This is a genomic window from Streptomyces coeruleorubidus (assembly GCF_008705135.1).
Classification (GTDB): domain Bacteria; phylum Actinomycetota; class Actinomycetes; order Streptomycetales; family Streptomycetaceae; genus Streptomyces; species Streptomyces coeruleofuscus.
Window position 1 is genome coordinate 3,583,127 of record NZ_CP023694.1, and the last position, 17,855, is coordinate 3,600,981.

Annotated in this window: 16 protein-coding genes and 1 tRNA gene; 7 read left to right on the forward strand and 10 right to left on the reverse strand. The window is 71.4% G+C overall.

Features of this window, described 5'->3' with window-relative positions:
• Window positions 1-22: 22 nt before the first annotated feature.
• The 3 genes from CP976_RS16485 to CP976_RS16495 form a co-directional block, all read right to left on the reverse strand.
• Entirely contained in the window at window positions 23-628 is a 606-nt protein-coding gene (locus tag CP976_RS16485) for a lytic polysaccharide monooxygenase auxiliary activity family 9 protein (RefSeq protein ID WP_150481058.1), read from the reverse strand.
• Window positions 629-729: 101 nt separating this feature from the next.
• Window positions 730-1,836, reverse strand: a complete 1,107-nt coding sequence (locus tag CP976_RS16490; RefSeq protein ID WP_150481059.1) for an SPFH domain-containing protein — start codon at window positions 1,834-1,836, stop codon at window positions 730-732.
• 80 nt (window positions 1,837-1,916) lie between these two features.
• Complete coding sequence (locus tag CP976_RS16495) at window positions 1,917-3,254, reverse strand: peptidoglycan-binding protein (protein ID WP_150481060.1); 1,338 nt, start codon at window positions 3,252-3,254, stop codon at window positions 1,917-1,919.
• Between the two features lie 199 nt (window positions 3,255-3,453).
• On the opposite strand from CP976_RS16495, the gene CP976_RS16500 reads away from it, so the two are divergent.
• The 4 genes from CP976_RS16500 to glxA all read left to right on the forward strand — a co-directional run bounded on the left by CP976_RS16500 (window position 3,454) and on the right by glxA (window position 8,617).
• Window positions 3,454-3,527: transfer RNA gene (locus tag CP976_RS16500), tRNA-Lys, on the forward strand.
• Window positions 3,528-3,637: 110 nt separating this feature from the next.
• Window positions 3,638-4,351: a FadR/GntR family transcriptional regulator gene (locus CP976_RS16505; protein ID WP_086851325.1), complete on the forward strand. Its 714-nt coding sequence runs from the start codon at window positions 3,638-3,640 to the stop codon at window positions 4,349-4,351.
• Between the two features lie 325 nt (window positions 4,352-4,676).
• Window positions 4,677-6,680, forward strand: a complete 2,004-nt coding sequence (locus CP976_RS16510; protein WP_150481061.1) for a glycosyltransferase family 2 protein — start codon at window positions 4,677-4,679, stop codon at window positions 6,678-6,680.
• Window positions 6,677-8,617 (forward strand): radical copper oxidase GlxA, encoded by a 1,941-nt coding sequence (gene glxA, locus CP976_RS16515; protein ID WP_150481062.1) that lies wholly within the window; start codon window positions 6,677-6,679, stop codon window positions 8,615-8,617. Before CP976_RS16510 ends, glxA begins: the two co-directional genes overlap by 4 nt.
• Window positions 8,618-8,732: 115 nt before the next feature.
• Here the strand turns inward: glxA and CP976_RS16520 are convergent, their stop codons facing one another.
• From CP976_RS16520 to CP976_RS16545, 6 genes are all read right to left on the reverse strand, one after another.
• A complete protein-coding gene (locus tag CP976_RS16520) occupies window positions 8,733-9,767 on the reverse strand; it encodes a glycoside hydrolase family 6 protein (protein ID WP_150481063.1) in 1,035 nt (344 codons plus the stop codon).
• A gap of 331 nt (window positions 9,768-10,098) precedes the next feature.
• Window positions 10,099-10,776 carry a class F sortase gene (locus CP976_RS16525; RefSeq protein ID WP_150481064.1) on the reverse strand — a complete coding sequence of 226 codons (678 nt, stop codon included), beginning with the start codon at window positions 10,774-10,776 and terminating at the stop codon, window positions 10,099-10,101.
• A 2-nt stretch (window positions 10,777-10,778) separates the two neighbouring features.
• A complete protein-coding gene (locus CP976_RS44480) occupies window positions 10,779-11,663 on the reverse strand; it encodes a hypothetical protein (RefSeq protein ID WP_150481065.1) in 885 nt (294 codons plus the stop codon).
• A gap of 120 nt (window positions 11,664-11,783) precedes the next feature.
• Complete coding sequence (locus CP976_RS16535) at window positions 11,784-12,563, reverse strand: HAD-IIA family hydrolase (RefSeq protein WP_150481066.1); 780 nt, start codon at window positions 12,561-12,563, stop codon at window positions 11,784-11,786.
• 129 nt (window positions 12,564-12,692) lie between these two features.
• Complete coding sequence (locus CP976_RS16540) at window positions 12,693-13,466, reverse strand: LPXTG cell wall anchor domain-containing protein (RefSeq protein WP_150481067.1); 774 nt, start codon at window positions 13,464-13,466, stop codon at window positions 12,693-12,695.
• 115 nt (window positions 13,467-13,581) lie between these two features.
• Window positions 13,582-13,800 (reverse strand): hypothetical protein, encoded by a 219-nt coding sequence (locus CP976_RS16545; RefSeq protein WP_150481068.1) that lies wholly within the window; start codon window positions 13,798-13,800, stop codon window positions 13,582-13,584.
• 130 nt (window positions 13,801-13,930) lie between these two features.
• Here CP976_RS16545 and CP976_RS16550 point away from each other — a divergent pair, with 130 nt between their 5' ends.
• Window positions 13,931-14,800: a TetR/AcrR family transcriptional regulator gene (locus CP976_RS16550; RefSeq protein WP_229875199.1), complete on the forward strand. Its 870-nt coding sequence runs from the start codon at window positions 13,931-13,933 to the stop codon at window positions 14,798-14,800.
• Here the strand turns inward: CP976_RS16550 and CP976_RS16555 are convergent.
• Window positions 14,758-16,086 carry an ROK family transcriptional regulator gene (locus CP976_RS16555; RefSeq protein WP_150481069.1) on the reverse strand — a complete coding sequence of 443 codons (1,329 nt, stop codon included), beginning with the start codon at window positions 16,084-16,086 and terminating at the stop codon, window positions 14,758-14,760. The two genes, CP976_RS16550 and CP976_RS16555, sit on opposite strands and share 43 nt — an antisense overlap.
• A gap of 105 nt (window positions 16,087-16,191) precedes the next feature.
• On the opposite strand from CP976_RS16555, the gene CP976_RS16560 reads away from it, so the two are divergent.
• A complete protein-coding gene (locus tag CP976_RS16560; RefSeq protein ID WP_150481070.1) occupies window positions 16,192-17,289 on the forward strand; it encodes a Gfo/Idh/MocA family protein in 1,098 nt (365 codons plus the stop codon).
• Complete coding sequence (locus tag CP976_RS16565) at window positions 17,286-17,813, forward strand: heme-degrading domain-containing protein (protein WP_150481071.1); 528 nt, start codon at window positions 17,286-17,288, stop codon at window positions 17,811-17,813. Before CP976_RS16560 ends, CP976_RS16565 begins: the two co-directional genes overlap by 4 nt.
• Window positions 17,814-17,855: the final 42 nt, after the last annotated feature.

The window sequence follows — 17,855 nt, forward strand, 5'->3', positions numbered from 1 at the left end:
GTACCGCCGCCTCAGGAGAACCTCAGAACGTCACGTCCGAGCACGCGTAGAACGCGTTGCCCGTGTCGGCGATCGTCCACACCGCCAGGATGACGTGGTGGCCGCTCAGCCCGGACGGCAGCCTGCCGCTGTGGGAGAGTGTGGACGGGGGCCGCTGGCCGTTGTACGGCACCGTGAAGAACGGCGTGAGGTTGAGGTCGGACCTGGCCAGGTTGTGGTTCTGGTTCCAGCCCGGCTTGGTGATGTAGTACTTGAAGTCGGTCGTGGCGTGCATGGCCGTGAACTGCCAGCGGAACGTGTAGGTCTGGCCACCGGTCACCTTGGTGGTGGGCCAGGCCCCGCCGGACGGCGTCCGCGGCGCGCTGAGCTGGCTGAACTGGCCGAGGCCGGCGTTGCATATCTGCCCGTCGGCCGGGCCGGAGGCCGGGAAGCCCTTCGGCCCCTCGACGCTCTGCGGTTCCCACTGGATCGGGCCGCAGTTGGTCACGGTGCCGTTCTGGCAGAGCTTCTGCCGGCTGACGGGGAGGTCGGTGTAGCCGTGGCCGCTGGCGCCGCCGGAGGAGAGTACGAGGGCTCCGGTCGTGGCCAGTCCCACCGCGGCTGCGGACAACTTGGTCCTTGTGCGCATACTGCCGCTCCTGGAGAACGTGGGGGATGTTCAGTGAGCTGTGCAGGTAGGTCTAGACCAAGTCTGAGGGTAGGGACGTCAGTTGAACATGTCCATACCAATCACGGAGCTGTTTCTCCCCGGCCCGCGCAGAACGCCACCGTCAGGTCCTTCACCAGCGCCTTCCGCTCGTAGTCGTCGAGTTCGACCAGCCCCCGCATGGTCAGCCGGGTCACCGTGTCCTCCACCGAGTCCACGACCGAGGTGAGCACGCTCGCCCGGTGTTGGGCGTCCAGGGCGGCGATGCGGCGGCGGTGCATCGCGGCGGCGACCTCGGGGGCGTACTCCACCCGGACCGGCTGCACCGAGAACACCTCCAGGCCGACCACCGCCGCGTCGGCCGCCACCAGCCGGGTCAGCGCCTCGGCCGCCGCGTCCGTGGAGCCCTTGCCGCCGGGCATCTCCACCGGCACCCGGGCCAGCGCCGCCTCGACGCACTCGCGCAGATACGTCTCGTGGTCCTCGACACCCAGCGTGGCCCGCGCGGTGTCCCGCACCCGCCACACCACCAGGATCACCACCCGCAGCGATACCCCGTTCGCGTCGACGGCGGGGACCGGCTCGCTGCGCCAGTGCCGCAGCCGTACGTCCACCCGGCGGCGCAGCAGCAGCGGATTGACCCACAGCAGACCCGAGCGCCGGACGGTCCCCCGGTAGCGGCCGAACAGATCCAGCACCCAGGCCCGGCCGGTCCGGCCCCGGGCCAGCCCGCCGAACCCGAACAGCCCGAGCGCCCCGGCCCCCGCGTACGCCGCCCACTGCGCGGGACCGAGCCCGGCCCCGGCGTGCGCGGGCAGCCGCAGCGCCTCCAGCACGAGCGGCGGCAGCAGTCCGGCCCACCACGAGGTGACCGCACACCCGGCCGCCCCGCAGGCCCCGGCCAGTACACCCGCCGCTCCGGGCAGCACCCGCGCGGACCGCTCCACCAGGTCGGGGTCGGCCCGCGGCAGCGGGCGCGGCGCCAGGGCCGCCGGGCGTCCGAGGCGCGGCTGCTCCCCCGTGCCCCGCCTGCGGGCGACGACCGCCGGCTTCAGCGGTACCGGCGCCGGGTCGGGGTCGTCGCGGAACAGCAGGTGGACGGGGATCTCGGTGGTGGCCTCGTTCTGGATGAGCCGGGCGGGCCTGACCGGTCCGTCGGGCTCGGACGTGTGGGAAGTGGTCGTACTCATGGGTGCCTCCAGCCTCCGCGCCAGATGCGTCGCAACGGGTGATCCCCGGTGCCGGGGTCGGACCCCTCCGAGGAGGGCTTCTACGAGAAGAGCCGCCGCCAGGTCTCGGGCCCCGGGTAGCCGTCCGCCGCGCCGCCCCGCCAGCCCTGGGTGCGCTGGAAGGCCTCGACGGCGCGCCGGTCCGCCTCACCCCAGCGCGGCCCCGGCCCGACCCGGTAGAACCTGCCGAACCCCTTCCGCACCAGCTGCCTCCCCAAATGGGTGATGTACGTGTTGCTGGCGCCTGGCCGGAACATCGCCCGGCCCGGGTAACCGGGGACCCCGTGGGAGGAGGGCGGCGGCCCGACCGCCCCGGCCTTCACGTCCTTGCCCTTCCCCGTGACCAGCAGCTCCCAGGTGCGCGGGCCGGGCAGGCCGTCCGCGTCGGCGCCCGTCCAGCCCTGGGCCAGCTGGAAGGCCCGGGTCGCCCGCCGGTCCGCGTCCGTCCAGCGCGGTCCCGGGCCCGCGGCGTAGGAGCCACCGGCCCCACGCGCGACGAGCATGCGGCCGAGCAGCGTGACGTACTTGTTGTTCGCGCCGGGGCCGAAATACGCCGCCCCCGGGTAGGGCGCGACGGCGGGTGCGCCCGGTTTCCCGTCGGCCGGTTCCTTGCCCGGCACGGTCCCCTGTTCCGTCCCCGGCTGCTCCGGCGTGACGCCCTTGTACCGGTAGGGGACGTACCGGTCGGAGTCGCTCCAGTAGGCGTACGGGGTGGACTGCCGGCGGGTGTGCGGGCGGGTCTGCTCATAGGCGATGTAGTAGGTGTGCGTGGAGTCCGTCCAGCCGCCGAAGATGACGACGTGCGAGCCGCTCTCGGGGTCGGCCGGATTGTGGAACAGCAGAATGTCGCCCGGCTGGAGTTCCGACTTGGAAATCCGCTCACCGAATTGGGCGAGACTGCCCGTCCATTCGTTCCCGGGCAGCTTCCAGGCCATGGAGACGTAGCCCGAGCAGTCCTGCCGGTAACCGTCGGACCAGAAGTCGTTCATGTTGTACGGCACCTTCGCGGCGACCCACGTCCTGGCCCGGCTGATGATCTCCGTACGGGTGATGGCGGTGGGCTTGAGGGTGGCCGAGGGGTCGGCGGGACGGCCGCCGGGGCCGTGCAGCGGGGCCTTCCCGCCCTGAGGAGTGTCTGGCTCTTCACCTGCGGAAACCCCGGGTCGGTGGGGTGCGTGCGGGGCGGCCGCGGCCGGCACGGCGTGGCCCGCGCCGAGCGCCGCCGAGGCCACGGCGGCCAGGGCGAGGGCACGGTGTGCGGCCGGGTGGGCGGTGGTGCGGCCGGCCCAGGAATGCGGCAGGACGCGGCGCCAGTGGACGCATCCGGGGCAGTCGCAGTCGCTCGCGGGGGCGAATTCCTCGAATACCGGCGACTCCATGCGATTCCCCTCACACTTCCGGCGGAAAAGGCCGCGCCTGTGCCCGTCCGGGCGCGCGTCGTCAGTTTCTCAACTGTCCTCCGCACGCGCATGCTGACGGTCCGAATGATGTACCCGGCGCTCTTGACGGGGACCGGCCGGGCCCGGGCGGGTGGTCAGGAGCACCTCCGGACGTCCTGTAGAGTTACGCCGTCAGCGCGCGCCGCTAGCTCAGTTGGTTAGAGCAGCTGACTCTTAATCAGCGGGTCCGGGGTTCGAGTCCCTGGCGGCGCACCGACCGAAAGGCCCCTCGCGGAAGCGGGGGGCCTTTCGTATGCCTGCAGCCCTGGTGCGGTCTGGCCGGAACCCGGCCCCCCGCGCGAATGGCCGGATACCCTCTCGCCATGGCAGCGCGTGACCTCCAAGAGCGGATCAAGAAGCTCATCATCGACCGCCGGCTGGCCTCCGGGGCCCCGCTGCCGACCGAGCCCGAGCTGATGGAGTACCTCGGCGCGAGCCGGAACTCGGTGCGGGAGGCGCTGAAGGCGCTCCAGGCGATGGGCATCGTGGAGATCCGGCACGGCTTCGGCACCTACGTCGGCCCGATGTCCCTGGCCCCGATGATCGAGGGACTCGCCTTCCGCACGGTCGCCGGGCACTACCGGGGCGAGGACTCCCTGCTCCAGCTGCTGGAACTGCGGGAGGCGGTGGAGACCGGGCTGGTCTCCCGGCTCGCGGGGCGGATACCGGAAGCGGACCTCATTGAACTGGACGGGCTCGTCGACCGTATGGAAGAGCAGGCCGCGCGCGGAGCCGGTCTCGCCGAGACCGACCGTTCCTTCCACGCCACCCTCTACCGGGGGCTGGACAACGTGCTGCTGAGCGAGGTCCTGGAGGCGTTCTGGGACGCCTTCCACCGGGTCCGCACGGACCTCGGCGGCGTGCCGCAGGACCCGAAGGTGACCTGCCGGCAGCACCGGGAGATCCTCGACGCGGTCCGGTCCGGCGACTCGATGCGGGCGGAGGATGCCATAAGAGAGCACTTCGGGAACATCCGCGCCCGCCTGTCCACAACGGCTCCACAGGGCCCCCACACCCGCCACAATGAACGCGTATGACCGGTAAACACCGCGTTTCGCATCTTGCGATCATGATGAACACCGTAGAACCCTGGTTTTCTGGTTTTTCAAGATGCTGCGCTTACGCGGCAGTTGGGGGGCAAAAGAGCCGGTTGCCGACCGGGCGGGGGTAGGGGCCCCCGTTCATGGAGCGATGCCGTGGGGGGCATCATGCAACCGGAAGGTCGCGTTGCCATGTCTATAAGGTGTGGATGACGTGGTGGCCGCGACCCACCACTGATACGTCTGTGAAGGTCGAGGGGGACCTGCGGCAGGCGGTAAGAAGCTACGCAACACGCGGTGTCCGCGTGTGGGGGGATGACTCATGACGTCGAGGCCGACGGGCGCCCGGCAGCAGGACCACGACCCGTCCCAGACCACCCAGCTCAGGGTGCCGGCGCATCGGATGAGCACCACGGGGACGTTTCGGCGGATCAAGAAGACGCTGCCGAGATACGACTACGAGCACTACAGCCGGCTCGCTGGTCCCCTCACCCAGCCCGATCCGACCAAGCCCTACAAGGTGCAGTACCGGTCGCTGCTCTCGCAGGAACCGCACCGTATAAGAGTCGCGCTGATGCTGGCCGCGGCCCCGGTGCTGTCCGTGGTGCTGCTGGTGTGGCTGCTCCAGCCCGAGCACTGGACCGAGCGCGACTACCCGGCCTTCGACTGGCTGCCCGCGCTCGACGTGGTGATGCTGGTCGCGATCGGTCTGATCGAGTTCTTCCGCTGCATGAACGTGGTGTCGAACGCGCACGCCACGCTGGTCGCCCGCGACCCGATCCCGGTGGTGCCCGAGACCGGCACCAGAGTGGCCTTCCTCACCTCCTTCGTGCCCGGCAAGGAGCCGCTGGAGATGGTGACGAAGACGCTGGAGGCCGCGGTGAAGATCCGCCACCGGGGCCTCATGCACGTCTGGCTGCTCGACGAGGGCGACGACCCCGAGGTGAAGGCGGTCTGCGAGCGCCTCGGCGTGCACCACTTCTCCCGCAAGGGCGTCGCTAAGTGGAACCAGGCCAAGGGCCCGCACCGCGCCAAGACCAAGCACGGCAACTACAACGCCTGGCTGGAGGCGCACGGCGACGACTACGACTTCTTCGCCTCGGTCGACACCGACCACGTGCCGCTGCCCAACTACCTGGAGCGGATGCTCGGCTTCTTCCGCGACCCGGACGTCGGCTTCGTCATCGGCCCGCAGGTCTACGGCAACTACGACAACCCCATCACCAAGGCCGCCGAGTCGCAGCAGTTCCTCTTCCACGCGCTGATCCAGCGCGCGGGCAACCGCTACGGCTCCCCCATGTTCGTCGGCACCTCCAACGCCGTGCGCATCAAGGCGCTGAAGCAGATCGGCGGTCTGTACGACTCGATCACCGAGGACATGGCGACCGGCTTCGAGATGCACCGCCACAAGAACCCGGCGACGGGCAGGAAGTGGCGCTCGGTCTACACCCCGGACGTGCTCGCGGTCGGTGAGGGCCCCAGCGCCTGGACGGACTTCTTCACCCAGCAGATGCGCTGGTCGCGTGGGACGTACGAGACGATCCTCAAGCAGTACTGGAAGGGCTGGTACTCGCTGCCGCCGAGCAAGCTCTTCAACTACACGATGATGATCATCTTCTACCCGATGTCGGCCCTGAACTGGATCCTGGCGGCGCTGAGCTGCTGCCTGTTCCTGGGCCTGGGCGCCTCGGGTGTGAACATCGACCCGGCGGTCTGGCTGATGCTCTACGGCAACGCCTCCGCGCTCCAGATCGGCCTGTACGTCTGGAACCGCCGGCACAACGTCTCGCCGCACGAGCCGGAGGGCTCCGGCGGTGTGGCCGGCATGGTGATGTCCGCGCTGTCGGCGCCGCTGTACGCGAAGGCGCTGATCGACTCCGTACTGCGGCGCAAGAGCAAGTTCGTGGTCACGCCCAAGGGCGACTCGGCCAGCCCGGACCGCTGGTTCGGCACGTTCCGCTACCACTGGTACTTCGTCGCGATCTTCGGCGCGTCGATCGCGGCCGGCTTCGTCTACGGCCACTCGCACCCCGCGATGATCATCTGGGCGACGTTCGCGCTGCTGATCACCGCCTCGCCGGTCTTCGCCTGGCGCTGGCAGCTTCGGCAGGACGCGAAGAAGCCCGCCGCACCCGCCGTGGAGCAGCCGCAGGACCCTGCGGGGCCGAACCGGACGCAGCCGCTGCCCATCCCGCAGCAGCCCGCGGCCCACGCCCCGCAGCACAAGCCCGGTTGGGCCGCCGCCCCTGGCGGAAACGGGGAGGTCGGGGGGACCGACCAGACCATGCAGATCGCCCTTGGTGGACTTGGGGGACGTAAGGAATGAACGACCGTGCAGGCCGCCGCCGGGCCCGTCGACTCGCGATCGGCACGGCGGTGGTACTCGCGCTGGCCGGGATGAACGGGCCGTGGCTCTACCGCTTCAGCACCGAGAAATACCACCAGTACAAAATCAACAAGCCGGAGTACAAGGCCGCGAACGGCAAGTGGGAGATCATCGATTTCCCCGAGGAGTACCGGCAGAACACCATCCACGCGGCGCTGCTGCGCACCGGCAAGGTGCTGCTCGTCGCGGGGTCGGGCAACAACCAGGACAACTTCGACGCGAAGAAGTTCGACACCCGGATCTGGGACCCGGTCAAGGGCACCATCAAGAAGGTCCCCACCCCGGCCGACCTGTTCTGCACCGGCCACACCCAGCTCGCCAACGGCAATCTGCTGATCGCGGGCGGCACCAAGCGGTACGAGAAGCTCAAGGGTGACGTCACCAAGGCCGGCGGCCTGATGATCGTCCACAACGAGAACCCGGACAAGCCGATCACGCTGCCCGCCGGCACCAAGTTCACGGGCAAGGAGAACGGCAAGACCTTCGTCTCGAAGGACCCGGTGCTCGTGCCGCGCGCGAAGAAGGTCTTCGACAAGGCGACCGGCAGGTTCCTGCGCAACGACCCCGGCCTCGGCCGGATCTACGTCGAGGCGCAGAAGCGGGGCAAGAAGCACGAGACGGGCACGCAGGACAACTACCGCGTGCACGGCCTGAAGGGCGCCGACGCCAAGAACACCTACGGCATCGCGCAGAAGCTCGCCCTGGACAAGAAGGACTTCCAGGGCATCCGGGACGCCTTCGAGTTCGACCCCATAGCCGAGAAGTACATCAAGGTCGACCCGATGAAGGAGGCCCGCTGGTACCCGACGCTCACCACCCTGAGCGACGGGAAGATCCTCAGCGTCTCCGGCCTCGACGACATCGGCCAGCTCGTCCCCGGCAAGAACGAGGTCTTCGACCCGAAGACCAAGAAGTGGACCTACACGGACAAGGTCCGGCAGTTCCCGACCTACCCGGCGCTGTTCCTCATGCAGAACGGCAAGGTCTTCTACTCGGGTTCCAACGCGGGCTACGGGCCGGACAACGTGGGCCGTGACCCGGGCGTGTGGGACGTGGACACCAACAAGTTCACGAAGATCCCCGGCCTGAGCGACCCCAAGCTGATGGAGACGTCCGGCACGGTGCTGCTGCCGCCGGCGCAGGACGAGAAGTACATGGTGATCGGCGGCGGCGGTGTCGGCGAGTCCCAGCAGTCCAGCGAGAAGACGAGGATCGTCGACCTGAAGGACGACGACCCGCGCTTTGTGGACGGCCCGTCCCTGGACAAGGGCACCCGCTACCCGAACGCCTCGATCCTGCCCGACGACAGCGTGCTGATCTCCGGCGGCTCGGAGGACTACCGGGGCCGCAGCGACTCCAACATCTTCGAGGCGCGCATCTACGACACGGAGAAGAACGACCTCAGGCGGGTCGCCGACCCGCTGGTGGGCCGCAACTACCACTCCGGGTCGATCCTGCTGCCCGACGGCCGCGTGATGTTCTTCGGCTCCGACTCGCTCTACGGCGACAAGGCCAACACCAAGCCGGGCAAGTTCGAGCAGCGCATCGAGATCTACACGCCGCCGTACCTCTACGGCAGCGGGGACCAGCCCTCGCTGTCCGGCGGGCCGCAGACCATCGAGCGCGGGGGGACGGGGACGTTCACCTCGTCGGACGCGTCGAAGGTCCAGAAGGTCCGGCTGATCCGCCCGAGCGCCGCCACGCACGTCACGGACGTCGACCAGCGCTCGATCGCGCTGGACTTCAAGGCGTCCGGCAACAAGCTGACGGTGACCATGCCGAAGAACCGGAACCTGGTTCAGGCGGGCTGGTACATGCTGTTCGTGACGGACGACCGGGGCACGCCGAGCAAGGCGCAGTGGGTCAAGGTGCCGTAGGAACCGGCTGATCGGGGCGCTCTCCTGTGCGGAGGGCGCCCCTTCGCGTGCCCGGGCCTGGACGGGAAACACGCTGATCCGCGTCCCGTCCGCTCCCGGAGGCCCGGCCGGGCTTCTAGGAACTGGCCTTCGCGAGCTTCAGCGCGTAGTCCGCCCACCACTGGCCCGCCTTGGGCCCGCCCTTGCACTCGCCGTCCGACTCCCCCGGCCGCTTGACCCACAGGTACGCGTCGACCAACGGGTCCGCCGTCTTCGTCGTCGGCGTCTCGCCCAGGGCGCGGCCCGGCGGGTTGCACCAGCGTTCGTCGGGGTTGCCCTGGGTGTAGGGGCCCTTGCCGTTGCGGCTGGTGTCGATGACGAAGTGCTTGCCACCGACCTTGGCGGAGAGCTGCTTGCCGTAGGCGATGGAGTCTTCGGTGGAGTAGAAGTTGGAGACGTTGACGGAGAAGCCGTCGGCCTGTTCGATACCGGCCCACTTCAGCGGCTCGAAGATCTGGTCGGGGTTCTGCCAGCCGGCGTTGCCCGCGTCCAGGTACACCTGTGTGTTCTTCAGCGACTTCAGCTTGGTGACGGCACCCTTGAGGAGGTCGTAGCGCTCCTCGTGGAACTGCTCCGGGGTGCAGCCGTCCACCAGGTGCAGCAGCGCGTCCGGTTCGAGGATGACCGCGGCGGAGCGGTCGCCGATGCCCGACGCCACGCCGTCGAGCCACTCGCGGTAGGCGTTGCCGTCGGCGGCGCCGCCCTGCGAGTACTGGCCGCAGTCGCGGTGCGGGATGTTGTAGAGGACGAGCAGTGCCGTACGGCCGGCCTTGTCGGCGGCCTCGGTGAAGCCCTGGGTCTGCTTCTGCGGGTCGTCCGGGCCGATCCACTCGGCGACCGGCTGCTCGGCGATCTTGCGGATCTGCTCGGCGTCCTGCTTCTTGCCGGCTTTCTCCAGGGCTGCGACCTGCTGTGCCGCGGTGCCGTCCGGATTGACCCAGAACGGGGCGGTCTCCTTGGGCTGCTGTGTGATCCCGGCGCCCGTGTCATCGCCGGGGTCCGATCCGTCACCCCCGTCGGACGAACACCCCGTGACCAGCAGTGCCGCCCCCAGCACCACTGCGGACATCCGCCTCGCGGCGGACGCCCTTACCCCCCTGCTGCCGTACATCCACTCCCCCTTGGGTGCACCGTTCCAAGTCTCAATCCTGACATACGTCCCGCGATCCCCACGAGGCGGAAGCCACCTGCACGGATGACGCAGAGCCACCGTATCGGGACTTGGCGTCATCCAACCTCTAGGCCCGGGTGGGCCTTTGGTTCTAGAGTCTTCTCAGCAGGGCCCGGCCTCCGGCCAGAGCTTCACCCACCGTGGCTCCCGCGACCTCCCGCGCAGCTCGCCGGGTTACTCCCGCAGCCCGGGCGCGCGCGGTCGAGGACCAGCCCGGTCGGCGACTTCAGGGGGAGCGGGTCGTCGACCGGGCTGGGGGCGCGCCCGGCCGTCAGAGGCCCGTGCCCGTCAGGTACGCCGACACCACCACGTTCGCCGTGTAGCTGCGGGTCGTACGGTCGAAGCTGCCGCCGCAGGTGACCAGCCGCAGCTCGGCCCGCCCGGACTCGCGGGGACCGTAGGCCTGGTGGGCGTCGAAGTGGTCGCGGGTGAGGACCTGGACGGACTCGACGGTGAACTCCGCGACCTTGGCGTCGGCCCGGATCACCCGGATCGTCTGGCCCGGCCGCATGGCACTGACCTTGTAGAAGACGGCCGGCCGGGTGTCGGTGTCGACGTGACCGACCATCAGCGCGGTCCCCGGCGCCCCGGGGGCCACGCCGCCCGCGTACCAGCCGACCGCGCCCGGCTGGTCGTACGGCGGCGGATCGAGCGCGCCGCGCGCGTCCAGACCCCGCGCCACCACGGGCGCCTGCACCCCGAGCCCGGGGATGTCGACGCGCTGCGGCAGCGCGTCGCCCAACGGGCGGTGCGCGGGCGGCAGTTTCACGTCCGGGGGCCGTCCGGCCGCCGCCATGTCGCCCGTGGTGGGCGCTGACATGCCGTGCCGTACGTCGGTCACCTCACGGCCCCACAGCCACAGCCCGAGCAGCAGCGCCACCCAGGCGACACCGGCCAGCAGGCGGCCGGTGCCCGAGGAGTGTCCGTTGATTCGGTCCTGGTCGGACATGGTCAGTCCGTTCCGCGGCTCCGGCGGACACCGCCCAGCGCGACGACCACCGCGGCCACTCCCGCGAGAATCAGGCCGGTCACCCCCTGCGCCGTACCGGGACCGGCCCCGCGGTCCTCGGCGGCGACGAGGTCCGCCGCGCCACCGCCGCCCGCCTGGACGGGGGCGACGGGTGAGGGGTAGGCGCCCGGCCGCCGGGCGTCGGACCGCTGCTCATCGCCCCCGGGCGCGGGCCGCTGCCCGCCGTCGCCGGACGCGGACGGCTGCCCACCGCCCTCTGGCATGGGCGGCTGCCCGACGGTCCCGGGTGCAGGTGGCTGCCCGATGGTCCCGGGTGCGGGCGGCTGCCCGATCGCGCCGGTTGCGGGCGGCTGTCCGATCGCGCCGGGTGCGGGCGGCTGCCCGATCGCGCCGGGTGCGGGCGGCTGCCCGACGGTCCCGGACACGGATGCGGGCGGCCGGTCGCCGGTCCAGGTCGCGGGCGGCTGTCCACCGGTCCCGGTCCCGGACACGTACGAATGCTCGCTCCCCGCCCCGGACGCGGACCGCTGCCTCTCGCCCTCCCGGACGGTGAACGTGCCGGTCCGTTCACTCTCCCCGCAGGTGACCTTCACGGCGTACGTCCCCGCGTCGAGCGTGGAGCGGACGTGGCTCTCGCCGACGAGTTCACCGTCGGTGACGGTGAGCCGCGCGTCCGCGACGAACGCCGCCGAGCGGGCGACGGCCGTCCTCTCCGCGCAGTCGGTCACGCGGAGCGTGACGTCACTGCCGGGCGCGGGGGTCGCCGGGGTCACCGAGACGCCCCCTGCGTCCGCCGCGTAGGCCGCCGGGGTGAGGACGGCCGCGACCAGGACGCTCGTACAGACAGTGACTCTCAGGGAACCCATCGTGAACCTCCAGACGCCTGGAGCCTCCCCCGCACGGTCGGCCACCGCATCCTCAGGGAGGCGGGGGCTGCTCCATACGGGTGGCGACGGGTTTGAGCGCCGGTCTGCTGCCCGGCGGGGTCAGACGCGGTCGACGAGGTCCGCGATCGAGTCCACGACCTGTGACGGCCGGTACGGGAAGCCCTCGACCTGGTCGGGCCGGGTCAGGCCGGTGAGCACCAGGAACGTCTGCATCCCGGCCTCCATGCCCGCCAGCACGTCCGTGTCCATGCGGTCGCCGATCATCGCGCTGCTCTCGGAGTGTGCCCCGATGGCGTTCAGCCCGGTCCGCATCATCAGCGGGTTCGGCTTGCCCGCGAAGTACGGCTTCTTGCCGGTCGCCTGGGTGATCAGCGCGGCCACGGCACCGGTCGCGGGCAGCGGGCCCTCGGTGGACGGGCCCGTCTCGTCGGGGTTGGTGCAGATGAAACGGGCGCCGGCGAGGATGAGCCGCACCGCCTTCGTCATGGCCTCGAAGGAGTACGTGCGGGTCTCGCCGAGGACGACGTAGTCCGGCTCGTGGTCGGTCAGGATGTAGCCGATGTCGTGCAGCGCGGTGGTCAGACCGGCCTCGCCGATGACGTACGCCGAGCCGCCCGGCCGCTGGTCGTCCAGGAACTGGGCCGTGGCCAGGGCCGAGGTCCAGATGCTCTCGATCGGCACCTCCAGGCCCATGCGGCGCAGCCGGGCGTGCAGGTCGCGCGGGGTGTACATCGAGTTGTTGGTGAGGACCAGGAAGGGCTTCCCGGACTCGCGCAGCTTCTTGAGGAAGGCGTCGGCGCCGGGGATCGGTACACCCTCGTGGATGAGCACACCGTCCATGTCGGTGAGCCACGACTCGATGGGCTTGCGGTCTGCCATGTGCGGGATCTCCTGCCGTACGCGGGCCGGCGTGCGCCTTGGGGCCAGGAGCCCAAGCCTAGACAGTGGCCGGATCTTGGGGAATGGCCTGCGTACGGCATCCCGACAGGCGGGACAGGTCCACGCGCCTCAGCGGCGCCGGCGCGCGAGGAGCAGTGCCCCGCCGCCGGCGAGCAGTACCGCCGCGGCGGCAGCGGCGACCTGGCCGCCGGATCCCGTCCGGGCGAGTTCCTCGGCGAACGGGAAGCGGTCCTCACGTGGCGGGACGGACTCGCCGGGCTCCGGCGGGGAGTCCGTGCCGCCGTCGGCCTCCGGCTCACCCCGGTCGACCGGGCCGTCGCCGTCGATCCCGAACCGGTAGTCGTTCGACTGCCCGACCCAGTCGCCGTCGTCGTCGTGCCGCTGCACCACGGCGGCGTTGGCGGTGACGTCGTTCGGCACGGCGTCCGAGGTGACCGCGAGCCGCACCTTCACGGTGACGGTCTTCCCCGGTCCGACGGTGAACCCGGCGAAGCGGTCCTCCTCGTCGGCGAACGCCCCGACGAGCTCGTCCTCCCCGGTCTTCTCGAACCGCACGGGGTGCGCCCGCGCCCCCTCGAAGAACTCCAGCCGGGGCTGCGAGGGCTCCAGCGCCCGCTTGTCGTCGACGAGCACGACGACGGGGTGGATACCGGTGCACGGCCGGCCGGTCGTGTTGGTCAGGTCGAGATACCAGGTCCCGGACCCGCCCCCGGCCGTGTAGGTGCCGGGCCCGCCGTGGATGCGGGTGGTGAGCGGAAAGGTGTGGTCGTCGGGCGCGGCACAGGCGGGCGCCGGGTCGTCCGCGTACGCCGGATGGGCCCCAGTGAGCAGGACGGCGGCTGCCGCCGCCAGGCAGAGGTGAGCGGGCGTGCAGGGTCGCATGGAGATGTGACATTGCCGGAAGGAGCCTGCCGCTAGCCGACACCGCCGGGAACACCCCCGAACGGCGGCGCGAATCCGCCCGGACGGCGGACATCCCGAAGGGCCGAGAGGATCCTCAGTGGCGCCCGAGTGCCTTCGCCCGCGAGTGGGCCCAGCCGGTCAGGAGGACACCGGCGGCGGTGAGGACCGCGTAGGCCACCAGCGTGGGGAGGAAGCCGCCGGGGAGCCCCTCCAGCAGCCCCCGGTCGCCGTGGTCGACGAGGAGCCGGACGAGTGCCTGGGCGCACACGACCATCATCACCATGCCGAGGACCCGGAGGACGTCGTACTTCATGGCCTTCCCTTCCGTGGGAGAGGTGTGACGTTGACGTTACGAACGTATCAATCGGCAGGCACGTGATCAGCCTTGCAACAGCTCAACTTTCGCTTTACGTCACACTTTCTCGGCGCGCTATCGTGAAGGCGTGCGTGACGAAAAGAAGGGGACGTGCCCGGTGTGCGGCAAGCCCACGGCCCGTCCGGGCCGGGGCCGCCCGCCCGTGTACTGCTCCCGGAGCTGCCAGGCCCGCGCCTACCGCCGGCGCCGGCAGCCGCTGCCCGCCCCGGACAGCCCGCCCGCGCCCCGGCCGACGGACATCCGGGCACGGCAGCGGCGCCGGATCGCCGAGGCGGTGTGGCGTATCGCGGCCGAGCAGGGGCTGGACGCGGCGAGCATGCGCAGGATCGCGGCCGAGGCCAGGGTGTCGCTGCGGGTCGTGCAGTACCACTTCGACTCCAAGCACGCCCTGATGGTCGACGCGCTGCGGCTGCTGCACGAGGAGAACGAACGGCTGGCCCAGGGACGCATCCCGTACGACATGACGGAGCCATGCGCGCTGCTGCGGGCGGTGCTGGACGAGTTCCTGCCGCTGGACGAGCAACGCGCCTTCGCGCTGCGCGTTTTCACGGCGTACTACGCGCGGAGCCTGACCGACCCCGTGCTCGCGGAGGTCTTCCTGGCCGCCGAACAGCCCCTGGAGCGGCTCGTGGCGGACATCATCGGGGTGGGCGAGGCGGCAGGGAGCACCGCGCCGGGCATCGACCGGGTGCACGAGGCGGACCTGCTGGTGTCGGGAGCGGTCGGGCTGGGCCTGGACGTCCTGCACGGCCGCCGCTCACTCGCGGACGTGCGGACGGTGCTGGAGTACCACCTGGGGCGGATCTTCCCCGACGCCACCCGCACACTCCGGCCGAATCCGGCCCCCGACCCGCGCCGGGCCCCCGTCCCCACCACGAATCCGGCCCCCGACCCTCAGCCGTCTCCCCGCCCGAACACCGGCCCCAGCACGAGCTGAGCCGCCCCCACCGCCACGACTCGCCCGCCGCCCGGCGCGACACGTACCGGCACGGCGTCCTCCCCGGTCCGCCGGGCCCGCGCCCCCAGCACCGCCCCGACCCCCCGCACGAACGCCTCCGGTGTCGCGGCCACCGTCCGCCCGCCCAGCAGGACGACGTCGATGTCGAGCAGCCCGACCAGGTTCGCGGCGCCCGATCCCAGCACCCGCGCCGCCTCCTCGACATCGCCGCGCGCCACCGCACCGAGGCACAGCGCCTCCAGGCACCCGCGGTCGCCGCAGGTGCACGGCGGGCCGTCCAGCTGGATCACCTGGTGGCCGAACTCCCCGGCCCCGGTCCGGGCTCCCCGGTGCACGCTCCCGCCGATCACCAGACCGGCCCCCAGCCCCGTACCGAGGTGCAGGTACGCGAAGGAGCCGCCCTCGCCCCCGGCCGCCAGGCCCAGCGCCGCCGCGTTGGTGTCCTTGTCGACCACGACCGGCACCCCGAGCCGCTCCGCCAGCGCCTCCCGCAGCGGAAAGCCGTCCCACTCGGGGAAACCGGTCACCCGGTGCAGCACGCCCCGGACGTGGTCGAGCGGCCCGGGCAGCGCCACTCCGACTCCGAGCAGGGAACCGGCACGGGCGAGCAGCGACCCGGCGGGCAGCGCCTCCGTCGCCGTGACGTGCACGGTCTCGGTCGCCGTCGCCCGTACGGCTTTCGTCGCCGTCACGTGCACGGCCTCGGTCGCCGTCGCCCGTACGGCTTCCGTCGCCGTCGCCCGCACGGCATCCGCCCCCGGCACCTGCACGGCATCCTTCACCGTCGCCCGTGCCTCATCCGCCACCGGCACACGCATCGAATTCGCCACCGGCACCGGCACCGCATCCGCCACCGTCGCCCGCACGGCTTCCGTCACCGCCGTCAGCACCGCCCCCGCACCCGCCCCCAGGTCCAGCGCGGCCCGCCGCTCCCCCACCACCGTCCCGCGCAGATCCACGAGCACGGCCCGGACCTCGTCCCGGTCCAGGTGGACGCCCACCGCATACGCCGCCTCGGGCACCAGCCGCAGCACCGTGCGCGGCTTGCCCCCGGTCGACGCGCGGCGCCCCGCCTCCGCCGCGAGACCGTCCTCCCGCAGCCGGGCGGTGATCTTGCTGACGGCCTGCGGGGTGAGGCCGGTCCGCTCGGCGAGTTCGAGCCGGCTGATGCCGTCGGACCCGGCCGTCCGCAGCAGGTCGAGCACCAGCGCGGCGTTGTGGCTGCGCAGGGCGAGCAGGTTCGCTCCGGCCCCCGCACCAGTCATGCCGCCCACTCCACCCACTCCGCCCGTACGGTCGTCCGCCCTGTTCACACCACCCATTGTCCCCGGCGCTTGCACTTTGGCAACAGCGTTGCCAAAGTGGGTGGCATGACTGGCACACCCCTCGGCACCTCCGGCCCGCCCGGCTCGCCGCTCCGCGTCGGCCTCGTCGGCTACGGCCTCGCCGGCTCCGTCTTCCACGCCCCGCTGATCGCAGCCACCGAGGGCCTCGTCCTCGACACGGTGGTCACCTCGAACCCCGAGCGGCAGCAGCAGGCCCGCGCCGAGTTCCCGGACGTGCGCCTCGCCGCCGGCCCGGACGAGCTGTTCGACCGGGCCGGGGAGCTGGACCTGATCGTCGTGGCGTCCCCGAACAAGACGCACGTGCCGCTCGCGACCGCCGCGCTCGAGGCCGGTCTGCCGGTCGTGGTCGACAAGCCCGTCGCGGGCACGGCGGCCGAGGCCCGCGAACTGGCCGCCCTCGCCGAGGAGCGCGGCCTGCTCCTCTCCGTCTTCCAGAACCGCCGCTGGGACAACGACTTCCTCACCCTGCGCAAGCTGCTGGCCGAGGGCGAGTTGGGCGACGTCTGGCGTTTTGAATCTCGCTTCGAGCGGTGGCGTCCGAAGCCGAAGGGCGGCTGGCGGGAGTCCGGCGACCCCGCAGAGATCGGAGGTCTGCTGTACGACCTCGGCAGCCATGTCGTCGACCAGGCGCTGGTCCTCTTCGGCCCGGCGGCCGCCGTGTACGCGGAGTCGGACATCCGCCGCCCGGGCGCCGAGACGGACGACGACACGTTCATCGCCATCACGCACACCAATGGCGTCCGCTCCCACCTCTACGTCTCCGCGACCACCGCCCAGCTCGGCCCCCGCTTCCGCGTCCTGGGCTCCGCCGCGGGCTACGTCAAGTACGGCCTCGACCCCCAGGAGGCGGCCCTGCGCGACGGCCACCGCCCCGGGCCCGGCTGGGGCGTGGAGCCCGAGTCGCTGTGGGGCCGCGTGGGTTCCGGCGAGTCCCCGGTCACGGGAGGCGGCCGCCCCGAACCGACCCTCCCGGGCGACTACCCCGCTTACTATGCGGCCGTGGCGAAGGCCCTGCTGGAGGGCGCCCCGAACCCGGTGACCGCGCTGGAGGCGGCCGCCGCCCTGGACGTACTGGAGGCCGCCCGACGTTCGGCCCGCGAGAAGGTGACGGTGACCCTGTGACCCACAAGAGCAACCCTTCGCACAGCCAGGAGCTGACCCCGAAGTTCCACCCGGAGCTCACCCCGAGCCTGGAGGAGCTGGAGCAGCAGGAACGCCGCCTGGTGTTCCGCCAGTTCACCCACGACGACGCCTGGGCGCTCGGCTCGCTCCTCGTCGGCATGGCCCGGGAGCGGCAGGCCCCGGTCGCGATCGACATCCACCGCGCCGGTCAGCAGCTCTTCCACGCGGCGCTCCCCGGCTCCACGCCCGACAACGACGCCTGGATCGAGCGCAAGCGCCGGGTGGTCGAGCGCTACGGCTCCGCCTCCTACCTGGTGGGCGCCCGCTTCCGCGCCAAGGGCACGACGTTCGAGGAGTCCTCGCGCCTCGACCCCGACACGTACGCGGCACACGGCGGTTCCTTCCCGATCACCGTCGAGGGCGTCGGCGTGATCGGCGCGGTGACGGTGTCCGGGCTGCCGCAGCTCCAGGACCACCGGTTCGTGGTGGAAGCGCTGGAGGAGTTCCTCGGCAAGGACCGCTAGCGACCACTGTGGCGCCGAAATCACCGGCGCCGGCTCGGAATT